We start from the raw sequence: 22,746 nt of genomic DNA on the forward strand, positions 1-22,746 counted from the left end.
TATGAAGAAAAAAATCTTAGCGTCACTTTTACTAAGTACAGTAATGGTTTCTCAAGCAGCTGTTTTAACAACTGCGCATGCAGAAACTACTGATGACAAAATTGCTGCTCAAGATAATAAAATTAGCAACTTAACAGCACAACAACAAGAAGCCCAAAAACAAGTTGATCAAGTTCAGGAGCAAGTATCTGCTATTCAAACAGAGCAATCAAACTTGCAATCTGAAAATGATAGACTACAAGAAGAATCTAAAAAGCTTGAGGGTGAAATTACAGAACTTTCTAAGAATATTGTATCTCGCAATGATTCATTACAAAAACAAGCTCGTAGTGCTCAAACAAATGGAGCTGCAACAAATTACATTAATACAATTGTAAACTCAAAATCAATTACAGAAGCTATTTCACGTGTTGCTGCAATGAGTGAAATCGTATCTGCAAACAACAAAATGTTGGAACAACAAAAAGCAGATAAAAAAGCTATTTCTGAAAAACAAGTAGCAAATAATGATGCAATTAATACAGTTATTGCAAATCAGCAAAAACTAGCTGATGATGCTCAATCATTAACTACAAAACAAGCTGAGTTGAAAGCTGCAGAATTGAATCTTGCTGCTGAAAAGGCTACTGCAGAGGATGAAAAAGCAAGTTTACTTGAGAAAAAAGCTGCAGCAGAAGCAGAAGCTAAAGCAGCTGCAGAAGCAGAAGCAACTTATAAAGCAAAACAAGCAAGTCAACAACAAAAAGTCGTTGCTTCTGGGAATACAACTTTTACAGCAGAAGTTCAAGCAGTATCAACTACTTCTTCGTCATCTAGTTCGTCTGAATCATCTTCAAGTAGTGCTTCAGCGGAATCAACAAGCTATACTACTGCACCAGTGAAACAACATCCGACATACAGTACAAATGCATCAAGCTATCCTGTAGGTCAATGTACATGGGGAGTAAAAACTTTAGCACCATGGGCTGGTGATTACTGGGGTAATGGCGGTCAATGGGCTGCAAGTGCAGCAGCTGCAGGTTTCCGTACAGGTTCTACACCACAAGTTGGCGCGATTGCATGTTGGGATGATGGAGGATACGGTCACGTAGCAGTTGTTACAGCAGTTGAATCATCAACTCGTATTCAAGTTTCTGAGTGTAACTATGATGGAAGTGGAACTCAACCAATCGGAAATTATCGTGGATGGTTTAATCCGACAGCATCAAGAGGTACTGTAAGATACATTTATCCAAACTAATATACTGATTATTACTATACAAAGGGTGAGATCTTATTAATCTCACCCTTTGTATAGTGCTGGAAAAATTAATTTCATTATATAATTACTTGAACTTATTTTCTATTTTTATAATTATTTAATTAAAGTAAAATGAAATGTAGAGATTTAGCACGAGTGTAGCATGTTAATAAAAAATGGTTTCTAAGGGAGTCGGTGTTGAAGTTATGTTTAGGTATAAAATAAATGTTGATGCTAAAGAGTGGGATTTATTTTTAGAAAATCATCCTCAAGGAAATTTATTACAGAGTAGTGATTGGTCCAAGATAAAGGATACTTGGGGGAACGAGAGAGTTGGCTTTTATAAAGATAATCAATTAGTTGGAGTAGCAAATATCTTAATTCAGCCGCTACCATTAGGACTTTCTATGTTTTATATTCCACGAGGTCCAGTAATTGACTATGAAGATAAAGAACTTCTGAAATTTGTTCTTTTAACGTTGAAAAAACTTGCTAAAAAAAGCCATGCAATAATGGTTAAATTTGACCCAAGTTTATTTATCAGTAGAGGTCTTATTGATCAAGAAACTGTCCAAAATTCTATGACTTTAGCAATTGTCGAAGAACTGAAAAAAAATAAAGTTTATTGGACAGGCTTAACAAAGGATATGGCAGAAAATATACAACCACGTTTTCAAGCTAATATTCATAAAGAAAATTTCTCACTGGATCAACTTTCTAAGTCTACTAGACAGGCCATCCGAACTGCAAGAAATAAAGGATTAGAAGTAAAATTTGGTGGACTTGATTTATTAGATGAATTTTCATTTTTAATGAAGAAAACAGAGTCTCGCAAGAATATCAGTTTACGAGGCAAAGATTATTATCAGAAGTTACTGGATACTTATCCTGATCACTCCTTTATCACACTGAGCTATTTAGATCTACCTAATAGACTGAAAGAAGTTGAGCAACAATTCGAAAAGAATCTAAAAACAGCGCAGAAGTTTACAGATAAAACGAAAGAAGGTAAAATAAAAGAGAATCAGCAAGAGAGAAAACGATTAGAGGAAGAAATTTCTTTTCTTAAGAGTCATATTGAAAGAGGGGACAGTGTTGTCCCATTGTCTGGTACTTTAACTATCGAATTTGGGAAAACTTCTGAGAACTTATATGCTGGAATGAATGAAGAATTTAAACACTATCAACCTGCTATTCCTACATGGTTTGAGACAGCTCAACATTCTTTTGAACGAGGGGCTGAGACTCATAATATGGGTGGAATTGAAAACAATTTAGAGGGTGGGTTAATTAACTTTAAATCCAAGTTTAATCCTACTATCGAGGAATTTGCTGGTGAGTTTAATTATCCAACTAGTTCATTATATTTTTTGTTTAATCTAGCTTATAAAATTCGTAAGAAACTTCGAAGTAGATAAAATAAACTAATGATTTTGCCACTATATTAAATTTTAAAAAATTTAGCTATTAGAGCATCCCAGCAGTATATGTTGGGATGCTTTAAATTTAGAGTTTTTATTAGTAATTTAATGCTAAATTCCCAAACTAATTTCCACTTTGGACTTCCAAGTGGAAGTTACTTTGAGAAGTTGGCAGAAATTATCTACTTTAAAAATCTACTAAAATAGCTTGAAAATATTGAAAAAGTATGGTAGAATGAAACTTGTCGTGTGAACGATAATACTCATTCTTGATGAATTGTGAAACAGTTGCCCTTGGGTCGTTTTGCGAGTTGAAGTCAAGAAGAGGAAAAAAACAAAAAGGAGAAATACTCATGGCAGTAATTTCAATGAAACAACTTCTTGAGGCTGGTGTACACTTTGGTCACCAAACTCGTCGCTGGAACCCTAAGATGGCTAAGTACATCTTCACTGAGCGTAACGGAATCCACGTTATTGACTTGCAACAAACTGTAAAATACGCAGACCAAGCATACGATTTCATGCGTGATGCAGCAGCTAACGATGCAGTTGTATTGTTCGTTGGTACTAAGAAACAAGCAGCTGATGCAGTTGCTGAAGAAGCAGTACGTTCAGGTCAATACTTCATCAACCACCGTTGGTTGGGTGGAACTCTTACAAACTGGGGAACAATCCAAAAACGTATCGCTCGTTTGAAAGAAATCAAACGTATGGAAGAAGATGGAACTTTTGAAGTTCTTCCTAAGAAAGAAGTTGCACTTCTTAACAAACAACGTGCACGTCTTGAAAAATTCTTGGGTGGTATCGAAGATATGCCTCGTATCCCAGATGTGATGTACGTAGTTGACCCACATAAAGAGCAAATCGCTGTTAAAGAAGCTAAAAAATTGGGAATCCCAGTTGTAGCGATGGTTGACACAAATACTGATCCAGATGATATCGATGTAATCATCCCAGCTAACGATGACGCTATCCGCGCTGTTAAATTGATTACAGCTAAATTGGCTGACGCTATCATCGAAGGACGTCAAGGTGAAGATGCAGTAGCGGTTGAAGCAGAGTTTGCAGCTTCAGAAGCTCAAGCAGATTCAATCGAAGAAATCGTTGAAGTTGTAGAAGGCGACAACGCTTAATTTATATAATAGTATTACCTAGGAGGGCGGGGCTTAGCCCGGCTCTCCTATTTTTAAAAAATATAGGAGAATCAAAATGGCAGAAATTACAGCTAAACTTGTAAAAGAGTTGCGTGAAAAATCTGGTGCCGGTGTTATGGACGCTAAAAAAGCGCTTGTAGAAACAGACGGTGACATCGAAAAAGCGATTGAATTGCTTCGTGAAAAAGGTATGGCTAAGGCAGCTAAGAAAGCTGACCGTGTTGCTGCAGAAGGTTTGACTGGTGTTTATGTTAACGGTAATGTTGCGGCAGTTATTGAAGTAAACGCTGAAACTGACTTCGTTGCAAAAAATGCTCAATTCGTTGAACTGGTAAATACTACAGCTAAAGTTATTGCTGAAGGAAAACCTGCTAACAATGAAGAAGCTCTTGCTTTGGCAATGCCTTCAGGTGAAACTCTTGAAGCTGCATACGTATCTGCAACAGCAACTATCGGAGAAAAAATCTCATTCCGTCGCTTTGCTTTGATTGAAAAAACAGACGCACAACACTTTGGAGCATACCAACATAACGGTGGACGTATCGGTGTTATTTCAGTTGTTGAAGGTGGAGACGAAGCACTTGCTAAACAATTGTCAATGCACATCGCAGCGATGAAACCAACAGTTCTTTCTTATAAAGAATTGGATGAGCAATTCGTTAAAGATGAGTTGGCACAATTGAACCACGTTATCGACCAAGACAACGAAAGTCGTGCAATGGTTAACAAACCAGCTCTTCCACACTTGAAGTATGGATCAAAAGCTCAATTGACTGATGAAGTGATTGCCCAAGCTGAAGCTGACATCAAAGCTGAATTGGCTGCAGAAGGTAAACCAGAAAAAATCCGGGACAAAATCATCCCAGGTAAAATGGATCGCTTCATGCTTGACAACACTAAAGTTGACCAAGCTTACACACTTCTTGCACAAGTATACATCATGGATGACAGCAAGACAGTTGAAGCATATCTTGAATCAGTTAACGCTTCAGTAGTTGAGTTCGCTCGCTTTGAAGTTGGTGAAGGTATCGAAAAAGCTGCAAATGACTTCGAAGCTGAAGTTGCAGCTACAATGGCAGCAGCCTTGAATAACTAATAATAAAAAGGAAGCCAAATTGCTTCCTTTTTTCTATGCAGTCGATCTTTATAGGGAGATATTCCTATTTTTTTAAGGTATAAATAAAAAGCCCTATAATAAGGGCTAAGTGTATTTAGGAGACTACACTTCAAATTCATAGAGTGCTGTAGACAAATAACGTTCGCCGTTATCTGGTGCTAGAGCAAGGACTTTCTTACCTGTACCTAATTTCTTGGCAACCTCGATGGCTCCGTAGATAGCTGCAGCTGAAGAAATCCCTACAAGGAATCCTTCTTTTCCACCAATTTCACGGCCGAGTGCTAGAGCATCGTCTGACGTTACACGAACGATACCATCATAAGCCTTTGTATCCAGTGTATCAGGAATAAATCCAGCTGATATACCTTGAATTTTGTGAGGACCAGGTTTTTCACCAGATAGAATAGCAGATTCATCAGCTTCCACTGCATAAACTTGAATGTTTGAATTTGCTGACTTGAGTGCATGAGAAACACCAGAAATCGTTCCACCAGTACCTACTCCAGCAACAAAGGCATCTAGTCCATCTTTACCGAAAGTAGCTAGTATTTCAGCTCCTGTTGTTCTTTCGTGTACTCCTGGATTAGCTGGATTGTCAAATTGAAGAGGAAGGAAACCATCACGTTCAGCAACGATTTCTTGAGCTTTAGCAATAGCGCCTTTCATTCCCTCACTACCAGGAGTTAGGACGAGTTCAGCACCATAAGCTTGGATAATCTTACGTCGTTCTACACTCATAGTTTCAGGCATAACGATGACGACTTTATACCCTTTAGCAGCACCTACCCATGAAAGTCCAATACCAGTGTTTCCACTTGTTGCTTCAACAATTGTAGAACCTGGTTTCAGAATACCGTCTTGTTCAGCTTTTTCAATCATGCTAAGAGCAATACGATCTTTTACAGAAGAACCAGGGTTGAATGCTTCAAGCTTTACATAGACGTCAGCAGCCCCTTCTGGCACGATGTTGTTGAGTTTAACAATCGGAGTTTGACCGATTAATTCAGTAATGTTGTTATAAATAGACATATGAATACCTCTTTGTATAAGATATTTCTAGTATAACGCTATCTATACCATTTGTAAAATATAGAAATCCTATCGAAGTGATAGGATTTTTTTATATCAAAGGTCTAAGCCGTTAATTTTCAAGCGATTGTGATAAGCTAATTCTAATAAATAGGTGTAAAGTGGAATGATATCCGTTTTCTTAGGGAATTCAAATTTATGAGCATTAAAATGCTCATTATGTGCTTTTAGAAAGACATTTTCTAAATAAGTAATAGTAATTTCACTATCATCTATACCTGCTCCAGCAGTTTCCATTTCAACGTTAACAATGTTCATCAAAAAGATTGATTTAATAGACATCTTACGACCGGTAGCACCTTGTTTGTCTGTAAAGATAATACGTATATTTGTAAATATAATTGAGTCACGAATCAGTTTATATCCACTTTGAATTTCTTCATTTTCTAGTAGATATTGTCCATATTCTTTGATAAGAGTTTCTTTGTTTTGCTCGCTAAAGTTACCAGCGAGTCCTTGAATGAATTTACCAAATGCCATATTTTTCTCCTTTGTTTACACTAAGTTTACAGGAACTTCAACTTCTCGTAAACCTTGATCAGTTAAAGTGACTTTTCCATTAAAAAACTCTACCAGTGCAGCTTTAATATTTTCTTTTTCTTCTTTATCAACATAAATCATCGTATTGACTTGATCTGTAAAGTTTGTCTCAAGTTCCATGAGATCATGTTCCTTAAGGAAGTTACTGTACTCTTGGTACTGAGCGTAAGACATTTGAATAGCAATGCCAGCTTGTTCCTTTATTTCAATGATGCCAATTTCTTTGACAGCTAAGGCAACACTGCCGGCGTAAGCACGAATCAATCCTCCAGCGCCTAGCTTAATGCCTCCAAAGTAGCGTGTCACTACTACACAGACATTAGTAAGATTGTGATTTTCTAGTACCCCAAGCATGGGAACGCCAGCAGTACCACTGGGTTCACCATCATCACTTGTCCGTTTGATTTCACTATGTTCCCCAATAATGAAGGCAGAGCAGTTATGCGTAGCTTTGTAGTGTTCTTTTTTGATGGCAGTAATGAAGTCACGAGCCTCTTCTTCGCTATAAACACGCTTGGCATGACAGATAAAGCGGGATTTTTTGATTTCTTCTAGGACTTGTCCGTCCTCTTTAATTGTTCTAAATTCCATGATTTAATTGTACTAAAAAATCATCTAAAGCGCTAGGTTTTTACGAATAAAGAAGTATGAAAGTAAATCCAAACTATCTCGGTCGGTTGTTTACGGAGAATGAATTAACAGAAGAGGAACGTCAGTTGGCGGAGAAACTTCCAGCAATGAGAAAGGAGAAAGGGAAACTTTTCTGTCAACGTTGTGATAGTGCTATTTTAGATGAATGGTATTTGCCCATCGGTGCTTACTATTGTCGGGAGTGCTTAATTATGAAGCGAATTAGGAGTGATCAAGCTTTATACTATTTCCCACAGGAGGATTTTCCGAAGCAAGATGTTCTTAAATGGCGTGGTCAATTAACTCCTTTTCAAGAGAAGGTGTCAAAGGGATTGATTCAAGCGGTAGATAAGCAGGAACCAACCTTGGTTCACGCTGTAACAGGAGCTGGAAAGACAGAAATGATTTACCAAGTTGTGGCCAAAGTGATTGATGAAGGTGGTGCAGTTTGTTTGGCCAGCCCTAGAATCGATGTGTGTTTGGAGCTGTACAAGCGCCTGCAAAAGGATTTTTCTTGCGAGATAGCCCTCCTACATGGAGAATCAGAACCATATTTTCGAACACCACTAGTTGTTGCAACGACTCATCAGCTGTTAAAATTTTATCATGCTTTTGATTTGCTAATAGTGGATGAAGTAGATGCTTTTCCTTATGTTGACAACCCTACGCTTTACCATGCTGTCAAGAATAGTGTAAAGGAGAATGGCTTGAGAATCTTTTTAACAGCAACTTCTACCGATGAGTTAGATAGGAAGGTTCGCATCGGAGAATTAAAACGATTGAGTTTGCCTAGACGGTTTCATGGAAATCCTTTGATTATTCCTAAACCTGTCTGGTTATCCGATTTTAATCGCTATTTGGATAAGAATCGTTTATCACCAAAGTTAAAGTTTTATATTGAGAAACAGAGAAAGACAGGTTATCCGTTACTCATTTTTGCTGCAGAAATTAAGAAAGGGGAGCAATTAAAAGAAGTCTTACAGAAGGAATTTTCGCATGAGAAAATTGGTTTTGTGTCTTCAGTTACGGAAGATCGATTAGAGCAGGTGCAAGCTTTTCGAGATGGAGAACTGACAATACTTATCAGTACGACAATCTTGGAGCGTGGAGTTACCTTCCCTTGTGTGGATGTTTTTGTAGTAGAAGCCAACCATCGTCTGTTTACCAAATCTAGTTTGATTCAGATTGGTGGACGAGTTGGACGAAGCATGGATAGACCGACAGGAGATTTGCTTTTCTTCCATGACGGGTTAAATGCTTCAATCAAAAAGGCAATTAAGGAAATTCAACAGATGAATAAGGAGGCGGGTCTATGAAGTGTTTATTATGTGGGCAGACTATGAAGGCTGTTTTAACTTTCAGTAGTCTTTTACTTCTGAAGAATGATGCCTCCTGTCTTTGTTTAGATTGTGATTCTACTTTTGATAGGATTGGAGAAGAGAACTGTCCAAACTGTATGAAAACAGGATTGTCAACAAAGTGTCAAGATTGTCAATTTTGGTGTAAAGAAGGAGTTGAAGTCAGTCATAGAGCGATTTTTATTTACAATCAAGCTATGAAGGATTTTTTCAGTCGGTATAAGTTTGATGGAGACTTCCTTTTAAGAAAAGTCTTTGCTTCAGTTTTAAGTGAGGAGTTAAAAAAGTACAAAGAGTATCAATTTGTTGTAATTCCCCTAAGTCCGGAAAGATTGCTCGAGAGGGGATTTAACCAGGTTGAAGGCTTAGTTGAAGCAGCAGGGTTCTCTTTTCAAGACTTACTAGAGAAGAGAGAAGAGCGAGCTAGTTCTTCCAAAAATCGTTCAGAACGCTTGGCAACAGAACTTCCCTTCTTTGTCAAAAGTGGAGTCACTATTCCTAAAAAAATCCTACTTATAGATGATATCTATACTACTGGAACAACTATAAATCGTGTGAAGAAACTGTTGGAAGAAGCTGGTGCTGAGGATGTAAAAACATTTTCCCTTGTAAGATGAGGAAAAAATTTGCAAAAATAAAATGAAAGCGTTATAATGAAATCAGAAAAACAAAAATGTTTAGAAAGAAGGTACTCATATGATTAAGTATAGTATCCGTGGTGAAAACCTAGAAGTAACAGAAGCAATTCGTGATTATGTAGTTTCTAAACTCGAAAAGATCGAAAAGTATTTTCAAGCTGAACAAGAGTTGGATGCTCGAGTTAACTTGAAGGTGTATCGTGAAAAAACGGCTAAAGTGGAGGTGACGATTCCGCTTGGCTCAATTACTCTTCGTGCAGAAGATGTGTCTCAAGATATGTATGGTTCAATTGACCTTGTAACCGATAAAATTGAACGTCAGATTCGTAAAAATAAAACAAAAATCGAGCGTAAAAATAAAAATAAGGTAGCAACTAGTCAATTATTTACAGATGCTTTGGTGGAAGATACAAATGTTGTCCAATCAAGAGTTGTTCGTTCAAAACAAATTGATTTAAAACCAATGGATTTGGAAGAAGCTATTCTACAGATGGATTTGTTGGGACATGATTTCTTTATCTATGTGGATGTTGAAGATCAGACAACCAATGTGATTTATCGTCGTGAAGATGGCGAGATTGGCTTGTTAGAAGTTAAAGAATCTTAATTTCAATATGTGTAAAGGAAGGTTTACTAAATTGTAAACCTCCTTTTTCTTATAATTGATAGAATTACTGATTACACTTTTAAAAAGTCGCTTTTTGGTGGTTATTATGGTATAATGGGTGCCAAGAGGTTTGGAATGAAAAAATTTTATGTAAGTCCTATTTTCCCCTTAATATTAGGAATAGTGGCGTTCGGAGTGCTATCTGTGCAACTTGTTTTTGTAACGAATACACTGGTAACGCTATTTCTTTTGCTACTTATTTTGGGTTCATATATTTTACTATTCATCCATCAGAGAGATTACTACTCAAAGAGTGAAGTAGAACAAATCCAGTATGTAAACCACCAAGCTGAAGATAGTTTGACAACTTTGTTAGAACAGATGCCTGTCGGAGTTATTAAACTAGACTTATCGTCAGGTGAAGTTGAATGGTTCAATCCTTACGCTGAATTGATTTTGACTAATGAAGTGGGGGAGATTGATGTTGCATTAATTCAAACAATTATAAAGGCGTCTGTGGGGAATCCAGGTTCTTATGCCACCTTGGGTGAGACTCGCTATTCGGTTCATATGGACAAGATATCTGGTGTTCTTTACTTCTTTGATGTGTCTGGAGAATACGAAGCGACTGTTGAGTTAGTGACGAGTCGTCCGGTTATTGGAATTGTTTCCGTTGATAACTATGACGATTTAGAAGATGCGACATCGGAGTCTGACATTAGTCATATTAACAGTTTTGTAGCCAATTTTGTTTCAGAATTTGCTGGGAAGCATGCCATGTTCTCCCGTCGAGTAAGTATGGATCGTTTTTATCTGTTTACGGACTACACGGTGCTTGAGGGCTTGATGAATGATAAATTTTCTGTTATTGATGCATTCAGAGAAGAGGCGAAACAGAGACAGCTGCCTTTGACCTTAAGTATGGGATTTTCTTATGGTGATGGAAATCATGATGAGATAGGGAAAGTTGCATTGCTCAACTTGAACTTGGCTGAAGTGCGTGGTGGCGACCAAGTGGTTGTTAAGGAGAATGACGAAACGAAAAATCCCGTTTATTTTGGTGGTGGATCTGCTGCCTCAATCAAACGTACACGGACTCGTACGCGTGCTATGATGACAGCTATTTCAGATAAGATTCGAAGTGTGGATCAGGTTTTTGTAGTTGGTCACAAAAATCTAGATATGGATGCTCTTGGCTCTGCTGTAGGTATGCACTTGTTTGCCAGTAATGTGACTGAAAATAGTTATGCTATTTATGACGAAGAACAAATGTCGCCGGATATTGAACGAGCTGTTTCATTCTTAGAAAAAGAAGGAGTTACAAAGTTGTTGTCTGTTAAGGACGCAATGGGGATGGTGACCAATCGTTCTTTGTTGATTCTTGTAGACCATTCAAAGACAGCTTTAACTTTATCAAAAGATTTTTATGATTTATTTACCCAAACCATCGTCATCGACCACCACAGAAGGGATCAGGATTTTCCAGATAATGCGGTTATTACTTATATCGAAAGTGGTGCAAGTAGTGCCAGTGAGTTGGTAACGGAATTGATTCAGTTCCAGAATTCTAAGAAAAATCGTTTGAGTCGTATGCAAGCAAGTGTTTTAATGGCTGGTATGATGTTGGATACTAAAAATTTCACCTCACGAGTGACTAGTCGGACATTTGATGTTGCTAGCTATCTCAGAACGAGAGGAAGTGATAGTATTGCTATCCAAGAAATTGCTGCGACAGATTTTGAAGAATATCGTGAGGTCAATGAACTGATTTTACAGGGGCGTAAATTAGGTTCAGATGTACTAATAGCAGAGGCTAAGGACTCGAAATGTTATGATACAGTTGTTATTAGTAAGGCAGCAGATGCCATGTTAGCTATGTCAGGTATTGAAGCGAGTTTTGTTCTTGCGAAGAATACACAAGGATTTATCTCTATCTCAGCTCGCAGTCGTAGTAAGCTGAATGTACAACGGATTATGGAAGAGCTGGGAGGTGGAGGCCACTTTAATTTGGCAGCAGCTCAAATTAAAGATGTAACCTTGTCAGAAGCAGGTGAAAAACTGACAGAAATTGTATTAAATGAAATAAAGGAAAAGGAGAAAGAAGAATGAAAGTAATCTTTTTAGCAGATGTTAAAGGAAAAGGTAAAAAAGGCGAAATTAAGGAAGTACCAACAGGGTATGCACAAAACTTTCTTATCAAAAAGAATTTAGCAAAAGAAGCAACTGCTCAAGCTGTAGGTGAACTTCGTGGTAAACAAAAATCAGAAGAGAAAGCTCACGCTGAGATGATTGCAGAAGCAAAAGCAATTAAAGCCCAACTAGAAGCAGAGGAAACTATTGTAGAATTTGTTGAAAAAGTTGGTCCAGATGGTCGTACCTTTGGTTCCATTACCAATAAGAAAATTGCAGAAGAATTGCAAAAGCAATTTGGAATTAAGATTGATAAACGTCATATCCAAGTACAAGCTCCGATTCGAGCAGTTGGTTTGATTGATGTACCAGTGAAAATCTATCAAGATATTACAAGTGTAATCAATCTTCGTGTGAAAGAAGGGTAAATTTACACTTTCTTGACAAGATTGTAAAAGGAAGGGAAGTCTGATGGCAGAAGTAGAAGAGTTACGAGTACAACCTCAAGATATCTTAGCTGAGCAATCCGTTTTAGGGGCTATCTTTATTGACGAGAGTAAGCTTGTTTTTGTGCGAGAATATATTGAATCTCGGGACTTTTTTAAGTATGCCCATCGTTTGATTTTCCAAGCTATGGTCGATTTATCCGATCGTGGCGATGCTATAGATGCAACAACGGTTCGTACCATTCTTGATAATCAAGGTGATTTACAGAATATTGGTGGCCTGTCTTACCTGGTTGAGATTGTCAATTCTGTGCCAACTTCTGCTAATGCGGAGTATTATGCTAAGATTGTTGCAGAGAAGGCCATGCTACGTCGATTAATCTCCAAGTTGACAGAGTCTGTCAATCAAGCTTACGAGGCTTCGCAACCAGCTGATGAAATCATTGCTCAGGCAGAAAAAGGCCTGATTGATGTCAGCGAAAATGCTAATCGAAGTGGATTTAAGAACATTCGAGATGTGTTGAATATCAACTTTGGAAATCTGGAAGCTCGCTCGCAACAAACGACCGATATTACAGGTATTGCGACAGGTTATCGTGATTTGGATCATATGACGACTGGTCTTCATGAGGAGGAGTTGATTATCTTAGCAGCTCGTCCGGCGGTTGGTAAGACAGCCTTTGCCTTGAATATTGCTCAGAATATTGGGACTAAGTTGGACAAAACAGTTGCTATTTTTTCACTCGAAATGGGTGCGGAAAGTCTAGTGGACCGTATGTTGGCGGCAGAAGGTTTGGTGGAATCGCATTCTATCCGTACGGGTCAATTGACTGATGAGGAGTGGCAAAAATATACCATTGCTCAAGGGAATCTAGCTAATGCAAGTATCTATATCGATGATACGCCAGGGATTCGGATTACAGAGATTCGTTCTCGTTCTCGTAAACTGGCTCAAGAAACTGGAAATCTTGGTTTGATTTTAATAGACTATTTGCAGCTTATCACGGGAACTGGTCGGGAAAATCGTCAACAAGAGGTTTCAGAAATTTCACGTCAGTTGAAAATTTTAGCTAAGGAACTGAAGGTTCCAGTAATCGCTCTAAGTCAGCTTTCTCGTGGTGTAGAACAACGTCAGGATAAGAGACCGGTCTTGTCTGATATTCGTGAATCTGGGTCTATTGAGCAGGACGCTGATATCGTAGCCTTTCTTTATCGCGACGATTACTATGAGCGTGGTGGTGAAGAAGAGGAAGGCATACCGAATAATAAGGTAGAAGTTATTATCGAGAAAAACCGTAGTGGAGCTCGTGGAACGGTGGAATTAATTTTCCAAAAAGAATACAATAAATTTTCAAGTATCTCAAAGAGGGAGGCATAAGATGTCAGATGCATTTACAGATGTAGCCAAGATGAAAAAAATCAAAGAAGAAATCAAGGCACATGAGGGACAAGTCGTAGAAATGACTTTGGAGAATGGTCGTAAGCGCCAAAAAAATAGATTGGGTAAGCTAATTGAGGTTTATCCATCCCTATTTATCGTTGAATTTGGGAACGTTGAAGGAGATAAACAAGCTAATGTTTACGTTGAATCCTTTACTTACTCAGATATCCTTACAGAAAAGAATTTGATTCATTATCTTGACTAAAGTGAGAAATTTTCTCACTTTTTCTTTTTTCTCCGAATAGTTTAAGTGAAGGGAATCTTCGATTTATATTATTTTTCAAGGAGGAAGAATGAAAATTTCACCATTTAAAGTAGCAGAGACAAGGTTTTCTATTAGAAAGTCAGTTAAAAAGGTTGTTCCTTTTTTAGTAGTAGGGCTGATGTTGTCGGCTGGAGAAAGTGTTCATGCAAACAGTTCTTATGCTCGTGGAGATGATTATCCTGCTTATTATAAAAATGGGAGTCAGAGTATTGATAAGTGGAGGATGTATTCTCGTCAGTGTACTTCATTTGCTGCTTTTCGCTTGAGTGGAGTAAATGGTTTTGAGCTTCCAGGAGCTTATGGTAATGCTGGTGAATGGGGTTATCGTGCTCGTCGTGAAGGTTATCGTGTCGATAATACACCAGCTATCGGATCTATTGCTTGGTCTACTGCAGGAGGTTATGGCCATGTTGCTTGGGTTTCAAATGTGATGGGAGATAATATAGAAATTGAGGAATATAACTATGATTATAAAGGTAATTATAATAAACGAATTGTAAAAGCAAACAAGATGACCGGTTTTATTCATTTTAAAGATTTATCAAGCAATTCTAAAGAAGTCCCAAGCAGTTCAAAAGATTCGACAAGCAATCATGTTGTGACCAGTCAATCGTCATCTTTGATGAAAGGAACTCATTATTTTAAGGTGGAGACTCCTATTAAAGATCAACCATTATTGAATGCAACTCCACTTGCATATTATTCTCCAGGTGAGAGTGTTCATTATGATCAGGTGATAGAAAAGGATGGTTACAAGTGGTTGAGTTATATTTCTTATAGCGGGAGTCGACGTTATATTCAGTTGGAGGGAGTGACTTCGTCACAAAATCAATCAGTAAATAAATCTAATCATGGTTCAAATAATGGATTGACTGTGGGTTGGAAGAAAATAAATGGTAGTTGGTATTATTTCAAATCAGATGGTTCTAAGTCGACGGGATGGCTGAAAGATGGTTCTACCTGGTATTATTTGAAATCATCTGGTGAAATGCAGACAGGCTGGTTACAGGAGAAAGGATTTTGGTATTATCTAGATGATTCAGGGGCAATGAAAACGGGCTGGTATCAAGTCTCTGGTAAGTGGTATTATTCTTACTCTTCAGGTGAGCTAGCTGTTAATACAATAGTAGACGGTTATACTGTAAATCATAATGGTGAGTGGATTTAATTTTAAGTAATTGAATCTGAACAGGAGAGAAATCTCCTGTTTTTTTGTTTAAACTAGAGTTTTTATGAAGAGTTAAGATATCTGAATTGGATTCGAAACTATAATTTGCTATAGAAAATGAAAGTGATGAAAAGAAAGAAAAAAAGAAAGCTAGTAAAACATGCGTTACTTTCTTGAAGTTTTTTATAGCCTCAAAATACATTATATTAATAATAAAGTATATATAATATAATATATTTCTTGATTTCACTCAAAAAAAGGTTTATAATGTACATAAATATGATTCTCAAAAAGAGGTACACAAGATGAACAAAAAGAAAATGATTTTAACCAGTTTGGCTAGTGTAGCTGTTTTAGGTGCTACATTTGTTGCATCTCAACCGTCAGTTGTGAAAGCTGATGACAAACCTACAGCTGCTCAACCTACTGGAGAAACTAAGCCTACACTTACGGCTGAAACTCCAAAAACTGAGGTAGAAAAAGCAAAAGAAACTGAAAAAGAAGCTAATGCTAAAGTTGATGCAGCGCAAGAAAAAGTAGATACAACAACTACTACAGCAACTGATGCAGCTGCAAAACTTGAAACAGAGAAAAAAGAAGCTGCTGACGCTGAAACTGCAAAAGTCGAAGCTGAAAAAGCTAAAAAGACTGCTGATGACGAATTAGCTAATGCTAAATCTAAAGCAGCTGAAGCTGACGCTAAAGCAAAAGAAGAGGCCGCAAAAGAAGAAGCAGCCGCAAAAGAAGAAGCTGAAGCTAAAGAAGGTCTAACTGAAGCTTTGAAACAAATGCCTGATAACGAATTGCTTGATAAAAAAGCAAAAGAAGAATTATTAAAGGCTGTTGAGTCTGGTGAATTAAGTGCCTCTGATATTCTTGCTGAGTTAGCAGATGATGCTGAAAAAGCACAAGATACTAATCCAACAATTAAAACAGAAACTCCTGTATCTAAGGACAAGCTTCCTGAAGAGGTTCAAGCGGGAATTGATGAAGGTGAAGCAGCGGATGCTGCTCGTCCTGCATCAGAAAAATTGCAAGACAAAGCTGATGATTTAACTGAAACAATTGAAAACTTAACGGATGATGCTGAGAAATTAAAAGCTGATGCTGAAAAGAAAGCTGAAACACTAAAAAAACAGGAAGATACTTTAAAAGAAGCAAAAGAAGCTCTTAAATCCGCTAAAGATAACGGATTTGCTGAAGATATCACAGCACCATTAGAAAAAGCTGTAACTGCGATTGAAAAAGAACGTGATACTGCCAAATCTGAATTTGACGAAGCTGCTGAGAAAGTTCAAGATGCTACAGCTGAAATTCAAGATTTAACTGAAAAACGTGATAATCTTCTTGAAGAAGTAAAAAAAGCAGAAGCAAAAGAAGCTGCAGAACCAGCTAAACCAGCAGAAGAAACTCCAGAGGAAGAAGCTGAACCAACCGAAGCTGAAAAAGCTGCTAAAGCTAAAGCAGAAGCTGATGCTAAAGTTGCTGAATTAGAGAAGAAAGTTGCTGAAGAAGCTAAAAAAGTAGAAGAAGCTACAGCTAAAGCTAAAAAAGAAGCTGTTGATGTAACTGCTGCTGAGACTGCAAAAGCAGAAGCAGACAAAGCTAAAGCTGATGCAGAAGCTGAATTAGCTAAGGCTAAAGAAGAAGCAGCTAAAGCAAAAGCTAAAGTTGAAGAAGAAGTTAAAAAAGAAGAAGACGCTAAAAAAGAAGAAGCAGATAACTTAGAAGCTTTGAAAGGTGCTTTAGAGCAACTTGAAAAAAAAGCTGAAGATAAAGTCAACAAGGATGCTAGCATCAAGCCAGAAGATAAAGCGAAAGCTATCGAAGAAGCAAAAGCTGAAATCGGTAAAGAAGCTTTATTAAAAGCGATTGAAGATGGAGTTCTTACAGCTACTCAAGCTATAGATGAATTCCTCAACGATGCTAACACAAAAGATAAAGCTCCTGAAGCTTATAAAACTAAAGAATTAACTGCTGACGAAACTAAAAAAATTGAAGAAGCAGCTAAAAAAGAAGCTTCTAAACCAATTGTCAAAAAACTTACAGACATTGCTGATGATTTAGCTGAAAAAATTGAAAAATTAACTAAAGAAGCTGAGGAAGATAAGGCTGACGCTGCTGAAAAAGCTAAGGTAGTAGAAGAGAAAAATGCTACATTAGAGAAACAAAACGAAACTTTAGAAAAAGCTAAAACTGCTCTTGAAACTGCTAAGAAATACAATGCGGATCAAGCTATCCAAGATGGATTGCAAGATGCTGTAACTAAACTAGAAGTTTCAGTTGCTTCTGCTAAAGCAGCAGCTGAAGAAGCTAAGGCCAATTTCGACGAAGTGAACGAAGCAGTTCAAGAGGATGACGATGCAATTGCCAAACTAACTGAGAATTACAACGCAACTTTAGGTTACATCGAAAACTTAAAAGAAGTTCCTAAGGGTGAAGAATCGAAAGACTTTAGTGGTGGTGTAAGTCCTAGTGATGCACCTTCTGATGATGCTAAACAACCTGACCAAGTTCCAAGTGCTCCTAACTCTCCTGAATTCAACGGTGGTGTGAATCCTAGTGACTCTCCTGCTGGGGATAATGGCTCTGATTTCAATGGTGGGGTAAATGATGCAACACCTCCTACTGTAGCTGATGCTCCTGAATATAGTGGAGGAGTTAATGCGGCTGATGCTCCTGTAGCTGAGGTAGCCCCTGAATTCACTGGAACTCTTGCAACCAATACACCTGTGAATGAAAATGGAGAAGCATTATTGCCTCCTGTAGCTGCGGTAGCTCAAGAATTCACTGGAACTCTTGCAACCAATACACCTGTGAATGAAAACGGAGAAGCATTATTATCTCCTGTAGCTGAGGTAGCTCCAGAATTCAACAGTGGAGTTAATAGTTTAGAAGCAGCTGTTAATGAAGTTCCAGAATATAAAGGTGGTGCTAATTTTGTCTTAGCAGCTGTTAACGAAGTTCCAGAATATACAGGGCCTTTATCTACAAATGGTGAAGACGCTACAGTGAATAATGTTCCTGCATACGGAGAAACCGGCGCCCCAGCAATTACTGAAGTCCCAGCATATGCAGAGACAGGCGCCCCAGCAATTACTGAAGTCCCAGCGTATGCAGAGACAGGCGCCCCAGCAATTACTGAAGTCCCAGCGTATGCAGAGACAGGCGCCCCAGCAATTAACGAAGTTCCAGCGTATGCAGAGACAGGTGCCCCAGCAATTACTGAAGTTCCAGCGTATGCAGAAACCGACGCCCCAGCAATTAACGAAGTTCCAGAATATACTCTTACAACAGCAGGTACTAACAAGGATAATACTTATCAAGCACCAGCAGCAAAAGCAGAAGATAAAAAAGAACTTCCAAATACTGGTGGTAAAGATAATGCTGCAGTTGCATCATTAGGATTCCTTGGATTGTTCCTTGGTGCCCTTCCATTTGTGAAACGTAAAAACTAATTCATTTCGTAGTTTGAAAGAGAGGGAGTAACTTCCTTCTCTTTTTTAGATTATCTTAGTTTCTCTCAGGGAACTCTTCCCAATGGTATTTTTTGGTGCTTTCCTTTATAATGGGTGTATGGATAAGAAAAAATTATTATTGATTGATGGGTCTTCTGTTGCTTTTCGGGCGTTTTTTGCGCTCTATCAGCAGTTAGACCGTTTTAAGAATGCGGCTGGTTTGCATACCAATGCGATTTATGGCTTTCAGTTGATGTTGAGCCACTTGTTGGAACGGGTTGAGCCGAGTCATATTTTGGTGGCTTTTGATGCGGGTAAGACGACCTTCCGTACAGAGATGTATGCGGACTATAAGGGTGGTCGGGCTAAGACTCCTGATGAGTTTCGTGAGCAATTTCCCTTCATTCGTGAGTTGCTGGATCATATGGGGATTCGTCATTATGAGTTGGCTCAGTATGAGGCGGATGACATCATTGGGACGCTGGATAAACTAGCTGAGCAGGATGGTTTTGATATTACCATTGTCAGTGGGGACAAGGACTTGATTCAGCTGACGGATGAGCATACGGTGGTTGAGATTTCCAAGAAAGGTGTGGCTGAGTTTGAGGCCTTTACGCCAGAATATCTTATGGAAAAGATGGGCATCACACCGACTCAGTTTATCGATCTCAAGGCGCTCATGGGTGATAAGTCGGATAATATCCCTGGGGTGACCAAAATCGGTGAAAAGACGGGTATCAAGCTCTTGCTGGAGCATGGTTCGCTTGAGGGGATTTATGAAAATATCGATGGGATGAAGGCTTCTAAGATGAAGGAAAATCTCATCAATGATAAGGAACAGGCCTTTTTGTCTAAAACACTGGCGACCATTGATACCAAGGCACCGATTGAGATTGGTTTGGAGGATTTGGTCTATAGTGGTCCAGATGTTGAAAACCTTGGGAAATTCTACGATGAGATGGGCTTCAAACAGCTCAAGCAGACTTTAAATGCATCGTCAGCTGAAGTGGCTGAGAGTTTGGACTTTACTATTGTTGACCAAATCAGTCAAGACATGCTGAGTGAAGAGTCTATCTTCCATTTTGAGCTTTTTGGTGAGAATTACCATACGGATGATTTGGTTGGTTTTGCCTGGTCTTGTGGGGAAAAGCTCTATGCTACAGACAAGCTTGAGCTTTTTCAGGAACCTATTTTCAAGGATTTCTTAGAAAAAACATCTTTGAAAATTTATGATTTTAAAAAATCCAAGGTTCTCTTGCGTCGTTTTGGTGTGGATTTGCAGGCTCCTTCCTTTGATAGCCGCTTGGCTAAATACCTCCTTTCGACTGTGGAGGACAATGAAATTGCGACCATCGCTAGTCTTTATGGTCAGACTTATTTGGTCGATGATGAGACTTTCTATGGTAAGGGTGTCAAAAAAGCCGTTCCTGAACGCGAGAAATTCTTGGAACATTTGGCTCGTAAGATTGCAGTTTTGGTCGAAACAAAGCCTATTTTAATTGAAAAACTCAGCGAAAATGGGCAGTTAGAGCTTCTTTATGATATGGAGCAACCTCTTGCCTTTGTCCTTGCCAAGATGGAAATCGCTGGTATTAAGGTAAAAAAAGAGACCTTGCTTGAGATGCAGGCTGAAAATGAGCTTGTCATTGAAAAACTGACTCAAGAGATTTATGAGCTGGCTGGTGAGGAGTTTAATATCAACTCGCCTAAGCAGTTGGGTGTCCTTCTCTTTGAAAAATTGGGACTTCCTTTAGAATACACCAAGAAAACTAAAACAGGTTACTCGACAGCAGTGGATGTGTTAGAGCGTCTGGCTCCGATTGCACCGATTGTTAAGAAAATCCTGGATTACCGTCAGATTGCTAAGATTCAGTCTACTTATGTGATTGGCTTGCAGGACTGGATTTTGGCTGATGGCAAGATTCATACTCGCTATGTGCAGGATTTGACCCAAACAGGTCGTCTGTCTAGTGTGGATCCAAACTTGCAAAATATTCCTGTGCGTTTGGAGCAGGGCCGTCTCATTCGGAAGGCTTTTGTGCCTGAGTGGGAGGATAGTGTCCTTCTCAGCTCGGACTATTCACAGATTGAATTACGCGTTTTGGCACATATTTCTAAGGATGAGCACTTGATTAAGGCTTTCCAAGAGGGGGCAGATATCCATACTTCGACAGCCATGAGGGTCTTTGGCATTGAGCGTCCTGAGGATGTGACTGCAAACGACCGTCGAAATGCCAAGGCCGTTAACTTTGGAGTGGTTTACGGGATTTCAGACTTTGGTTTGTCTAATAATTTGGGAATTAGTCGTAAGGAGGCCAAAGCCTACATTGATACCTACTTTGAACGCTTTCCAGGTATTAAAAACTACATGGATGAAGTGGTGCGTGAGGCGCGTGATAAGGGATATGTAGAGACACTTTTCAAGCGTCGTCGTGAGTTGCCAGATATCAATTCGCGCAACTTTAATATTCGTGGTTTTGCGGAGCGGACAGCTATCAACTCTCCTATTCAGGGTTCGGCGGCAGATATTCTCAAGATTGCCATGATTCAGCTAGATAAAGCCTTGGTTGCAGGTGGTTATCAGACTAAGATGCTGTTGCAAGTGCACGATGAAATTGTCCTTGAAGTTCCTAAATCGGAACTAGCAGAGATGAAAAAATTGGTCAAACAAACTATGGAAGAAGCCATCCAACTCAGTGTTCCCCTCATCGCAGATGAAAATGAAGGTGCAACCTGGTACGAGGCTAAATAAAAAAGCTATATAGAGTTTGAAGCATTTGTTTTCAAACTCTTTTTCATGTTTTTCTGTAAGCAGTTTCCTTGACATTTTTTTTGTTTTGCGCTATCATATGTCCATATAATATATGGGAGTCTGTGTACAGTCTGAGAGGAAGTGTTAAACTTCGACCGCACCTGATTTGGGTAATGCCAGCGTAGGGAACGATACTTAGTCTAATCTTGACCTTTTCCATATATGGTAAAGGTTTTTCTTTTTGTCAAAGGAAAACGAGAAGAGGAGGTTCTTATGAAAGCAAGCATCGCCTTGCAAGTTTTACCCTTGGCACAGGGAATTGATCGGATAGCTGTTATCGATCAGGTCATTGCTTATCTACAAGCTCAAGAAGTGACGATGGTGGTGACACCCTTTGAAACGGTCTTGGAAGGGGAGTTTGATGAGCTTATGCGCATTCTCAAAGAAGCGCTAGAAGTAGCGGGGCAGGAGGCAGATAATGTCTTTGCCAATGTCAAAATAAATGTAGGAGAGATTTTAAGTATTGATGAGAAACTTGAAAAGTATACTGAGACGACACATTAGTCTATTGGGCTTTCTAGGAATCTTGTCAATCTGGCAGTTAGCAGGTTTTCTTAAACTTCTCCCCAAGTTTATTCTTCCGACACCTCTTGAAATTCTCCAGGCCTTTGTTCGTGATAGAGAATTTCTCTGGCACCATAGCTGGGCGACCTTGAGAGTGGCTTTGCTGGGGTTGGTTCTGGGAGTTTTGATTGCCTGTCTCATGGCTGTGCTTATGGATAGTTTGACTTGGCTCAATGACCTGATTTACCCTATGATGGTGGTCGTTCAGACCATTCCGACCATTGCCATAGCTCCTATCCTGGTCTTGTGGCTAGGTTATGGGATTCTCCCTAAGATTGTCTTGATTATCTTGACGACAACCTTTCCTATCATCGTCAGCATTTTGGACGGTTTTAGGCATTGTGACAAGGATATGCTGACCTTGTTTAGTCTGATGCGGGCCAAACCTTGGCAAATCCTTTGGCATTTTAAAATCCCAGTCAGCCTGCCTTACTTTTATGCAGGTCTGAGGGTCAGTGTCTCCTACGCCTTCATCACAACAGTGGTATCTGAGTGGTTGGGAGGCTTTGAAGGACTAGGTGTCTACATGATTCAGTCCAAGAAACTGTTTCAGTATGATACCATGTTTGCTATTATTATTCTGGTATCGATTATCAGTCTTCTTGGTATGAAGTTGGTCGATATTAGTGAAAAATATGTTATTAAATGGAAACGTTCATAAGAAAAAG

The 22,746-nt window shown here is 38.8% G+C and carries 19 protein-coding genes; 16 read left to right on the forward strand and 3 right to left on the reverse strand.

The window, feature by feature from the left end:
- Window position 1: 1 nt before the first annotated feature.
- From pcsB to tsf, 4 genes are all read left to right on the forward strand, one after another.
- Window positions 2-1,240, forward strand: a complete 1,239-nt coding sequence (gene pcsB, locus FJN11_RS00205; protein ID WP_140223796.1) for a peptidoglycan hydrolase PcsB — start codon at window positions 2-4, stop codon at window positions 1,238-1,240.
- Between the two features lie 206 nt (window positions 1,241-1,446).
- A complete protein-coding gene (locus tag FJN11_RS00210; protein ID WP_049552690.1) occupies window positions 1,447-2,658 on the forward strand; it encodes an aminoacyltransferase in 1,212 nt (403 codons plus the stop codon).
- Window positions 2,659-3,014: 356 nt separating this feature from the next.
- On the forward strand, window positions 3,015-3,794 hold the full coding sequence (gene rpsB / locus FJN11_RS00215) for a 30S ribosomal protein S2 (protein ID WP_007556349.1): 780 nt from the start codon (window positions 3,015-3,017) through the stop codon (window positions 3,792-3,794).
- A gap of 76 nt (window positions 3,795-3,870) precedes the next feature.
- On the forward strand, window positions 3,871-4,911 hold the full coding sequence (gene tsf / locus FJN11_RS00220; RefSeq protein WP_140223797.1) for a translation elongation factor Ts: 1,041 nt from the start codon (window positions 3,871-3,873) through the stop codon (window positions 4,909-4,911).
- A 123-nt stretch (window positions 4,912-5,034) separates the two neighbouring features.
- Here tsf and cysK read toward each other — a convergent pair whose 3' ends face one another.
- The 3 genes from cysK to FJN11_RS00235 all read right to left on the reverse strand — a co-directional run bounded on the left by cysK (window position 5,035) and on the right by FJN11_RS00235 (window position 7,152).
- The gene (cysK, locus tag FJN11_RS00225) at window positions 5,035-5,961 is read right to left on the reverse strand and encodes a cysteine synthase A (RefSeq protein WP_140223798.1); all 927 of its coding nucleotides are present in this window, start codon (window positions 5,959-5,961) and stop codon (window positions 5,035-5,037) included.
- Between the two features lie 96 nt (window positions 5,962-6,057).
- Complete coding sequence (locus FJN11_RS00230) at window positions 6,058-6,501, reverse strand: PH domain-containing protein (RefSeq protein ID WP_000863906.1); 444 nt, start codon at window positions 6,499-6,501, stop codon at window positions 6,058-6,060.
- Window positions 6,502-6,516: 15 nt separating this feature from the next.
- Complete coding sequence (locus tag FJN11_RS00235; protein ID WP_140223799.1) at window positions 6,517-7,152, reverse strand: YigZ family protein; 636 nt, start codon at window positions 7,150-7,152, stop codon at window positions 6,517-6,519.
- A gap of 56 nt (window positions 7,153-7,208) precedes the next feature.
- Between FJN11_RS00235 and FJN11_RS00240 the strand changes: the two genes are divergently transcribed.
- The 12 genes from FJN11_RS00240 to FJN11_RS00295 all read left to right on the forward strand — a co-directional run bounded on the left by FJN11_RS00240 (window position 7,209) and on the right by FJN11_RS00295 (window position 22,739).
- Window positions 7,209-8,507, forward strand: a complete 1,299-nt coding sequence (locus FJN11_RS00240; RefSeq protein ID WP_084862627.1) for an ATP-dependent helicase ComFA — start codon at window positions 7,209-7,211, stop codon at window positions 8,505-8,507.
- Complete coding sequence (locus FJN11_RS00245) at window positions 8,504-9,166, forward strand: ComF family protein (protein WP_070842124.1); 663 nt, start codon at window positions 8,504-8,506, stop codon at window positions 9,164-9,166. The genes FJN11_RS00240 and FJN11_RS00245 overlap by 4 nt, the downstream gene beginning before the upstream one ends.
- Before the next feature lie 79 nt (window positions 9,167-9,245).
- Window positions 9,246-9,794: a ribosome hibernation-promoting factor, HPF/YfiA family gene (gene hpf / locus FJN11_RS00250; RefSeq protein ID WP_004255322.1), complete on the forward strand. Its 549-nt coding sequence runs from the start codon at window positions 9,246-9,248 to the stop codon at window positions 9,792-9,794.
- A 135-nt stretch (window positions 9,795-9,929) separates the two neighbouring features.
- The gene (locus FJN11_RS00255) at window positions 9,930-11,903 is read left to right on the forward strand and encodes a DHH family phosphoesterase (RefSeq protein WP_049552676.1); all 1,974 of its coding nucleotides are present in this window, start codon (window positions 9,930-9,932) and stop codon (window positions 11,901-11,903) included.
- The gene (gene rplI / locus FJN11_RS00260; protein ID WP_000864213.1) at window positions 11,900-12,352 is read left to right on the forward strand and encodes a 50S ribosomal protein L9; all 453 of its coding nucleotides are present in this window, start codon (window positions 11,900-11,902) and stop codon (window positions 12,350-12,352) included. Before FJN11_RS00255 ends, rplI begins: the two co-directional genes overlap by 4 nt.
- A gap of 43 nt (window positions 12,353-12,395) precedes the next feature.
- Complete coding sequence (gene dnaB / locus FJN11_RS00265) at window positions 12,396-13,748, forward strand: replicative DNA helicase (RefSeq protein ID WP_004263550.1); 1,353 nt, start codon at window positions 12,396-12,398, stop codon at window positions 13,746-13,748.
- A gap of 1 nt (window position 13,749) precedes the next feature.
- Window positions 13,750-14,016, forward strand: coding sequence for a Veg family protein (locus tag FJN11_RS00270; protein ID WP_001278169.1), 267 nt, complete (start codon window positions 13,750-13,752; stop codon window positions 14,014-14,016).
- A gap of 88 nt (window positions 14,017-14,104) precedes the next feature.
- Entirely contained in the window at window positions 14,105-15,244 is a 1,140-nt protein-coding gene (locus FJN11_RS00275; RefSeq protein ID WP_049552675.1) for an SH3 domain-containing protein, read from the forward strand.
- A 305-nt stretch (window positions 15,245-15,549) separates the two neighbouring features.
- Window positions 15,550-18,702 (forward strand): SIALI-17 repeat-containing surface protein, encoded by a 3,153-nt coding sequence (locus FJN11_RS00280; RefSeq protein WP_115904586.1) that lies wholly within the window; start codon window positions 15,550-15,552, stop codon window positions 18,700-18,702.
- A gap of 118 nt (window positions 18,703-18,820) precedes the next feature.
- Window positions 18,821-21,454: a DNA polymerase I gene (gene polA / locus FJN11_RS00285; RefSeq protein ID WP_049552689.1), complete on the forward strand. Its 2,634-nt coding sequence runs from the start codon at window positions 18,821-18,823 to the stop codon at window positions 21,452-21,454.
- A 273-nt stretch (window positions 21,455-21,727) separates the two neighbouring features.
- Window positions 21,728-22,018 (forward strand): thiamine-binding protein, encoded by a 291-nt coding sequence (locus FJN11_RS00290; RefSeq protein WP_000647659.1) that lies wholly within the window; start codon window positions 21,728-21,730, stop codon window positions 22,016-22,018.
- On the forward strand, window positions 21,981-22,739 hold the full coding sequence (locus FJN11_RS00295; RefSeq protein WP_181146367.1) for an ABC transporter permease: 759 nt from the start codon (window positions 21,981-21,983) through the stop codon (window positions 22,737-22,739). Before FJN11_RS00290 ends, FJN11_RS00295 begins: the two co-directional genes overlap by 38 nt.
- The last annotated feature ends 7 nt before the right edge of the window (window positions 22,740-22,746 follow it).

Origin of the sequence: Streptococcus symci (assembly GCF_006385165.1) — a bacterium.
GTDB lineage: Bacteria > Bacillota > Bacilli > Lactobacillales > Streptococcaceae > Streptococcus > Streptococcus symci.

What these genes read in the sequence shown, in the direction of transcription:
- FJN11_RS00235 (WP_140223799.1), bottom strand. Translation starts at nt 7,152, where the DNA reads ATGGAATTTAGAACAATTAAAGAGGACGGACAAGTCCTAGAAGAAATC.
- rplI (WP_000864213.1), top strand. Translation starts at nt 11,900, where the DNA reads ATGAAAGTAATCTTTTTAGCAGATGTTAAAGGAAAAGGTAAAAAAGGC.
- FJN11_RS00275 (WP_049552675.1), top strand. Translation starts at nt 14,105, where the DNA reads ATGAAAATTTCACCATTTAAAGTAGCAGAGACAAGGTTTTCTATTAGA.
- pcsB (WP_140223796.1), top strand. Translation starts at nt 2, where the DNA reads ATGAAGAAAAAAATCTTAGCGTCACTTTTACTAAGTACAGTAATGGTT.
- FJN11_RS00240 (WP_084862627.1), top strand. Translation starts at nt 7,209, where the DNA reads ATGAAAGTAAATCCAAACTATCTCGGTCGGTTGTTTACGGAGAATGAA.
- FJN11_RS00255 (WP_049552676.1), top strand. Translation starts at nt 9,930, where the DNA reads ATGAAAAAATTTTATGTAAGTCCTATTTTCCCCTTAATATTAGGAATA.
- FJN11_RS00280 (WP_115904586.1), top strand. Translation starts at nt 15,550, where the DNA reads ATGAACAAAAAGAAAATGATTTTAACCAGTTTGGCTAGTGTAGCTGTT.
- FJN11_RS00210 (WP_049552690.1), top strand. Translation starts at nt 1,447, where the DNA reads ATGTTTAGGTATAAAATAAATGTTGATGCTAAAGAGTGGGATTTATTT.
- hpf (WP_004255322.1), top strand. Translation starts at nt 9,246, where the DNA reads ATGATTAAGTATAGTATCCGTGGTGAAAACCTAGAAGTAACAGAAGCA.
- FJN11_RS00270 (WP_001278169.1), top strand. Translation starts at nt 13,750, where the DNA reads ATGTCAGATGCATTTACAGATGTAGCCAAGATGAAAAAAATCAAAGAA.
- FJN11_RS00290 (WP_000647659.1), top strand. Translation starts at nt 21,728, where the DNA reads ATGAAAGCAAGCATCGCCTTGCAAGTTTTACCCTTGGCACAGGGAATT.
- rpsB (WP_007556349.1), top strand. Translation starts at nt 3,015, where the DNA reads ATGGCAGTAATTTCAATGAAACAACTTCTTGAGGCTGGTGTACACTTT.
- polA (WP_049552689.1), top strand. Translation starts at nt 18,821, where the DNA reads ATGGATAAGAAAAAATTATTATTGATTGATGGGTCTTCTGTTGCTTTT.
- cysK (WP_140223798.1), bottom strand. Translation starts at nt 5,961, where the DNA reads ATGTCTATTTATAACAACATTACTGAATTAATCGGTCAAACTCCGATT.
- tsf (WP_140223797.1), top strand. Translation starts at nt 3,871, where the DNA reads ATGGCAGAAATTACAGCTAAACTTGTAAAAGAGTTGCGTGAAAAATCT.
- FJN11_RS00295 (WP_181146367.1), top strand. Translation starts at nt 21,981, where the DNA reads ATGAGAAACTTGAAAAGTATACTGAGACGACACATTAGTCTATTGGGC.
- FJN11_RS00245 (WP_070842124.1), top strand. Translation starts at nt 8,504, where the DNA reads ATGAAGTGTTTATTATGTGGGCAGACTATGAAGGCTGTTTTAACTTTC.
- FJN11_RS00230 (WP_000863906.1), bottom strand. Translation starts at nt 6,501, where the DNA reads ATGGCATTTGGTAAATTCATTCAAGGACTCGCTGGTAACTTTAGCGAG.
- dnaB (WP_004263550.1), top strand. Translation starts at nt 12,396, where the DNA reads ATGGCAGAAGTAGAAGAGTTACGAGTACAACCTCAAGATATCTTAGCT.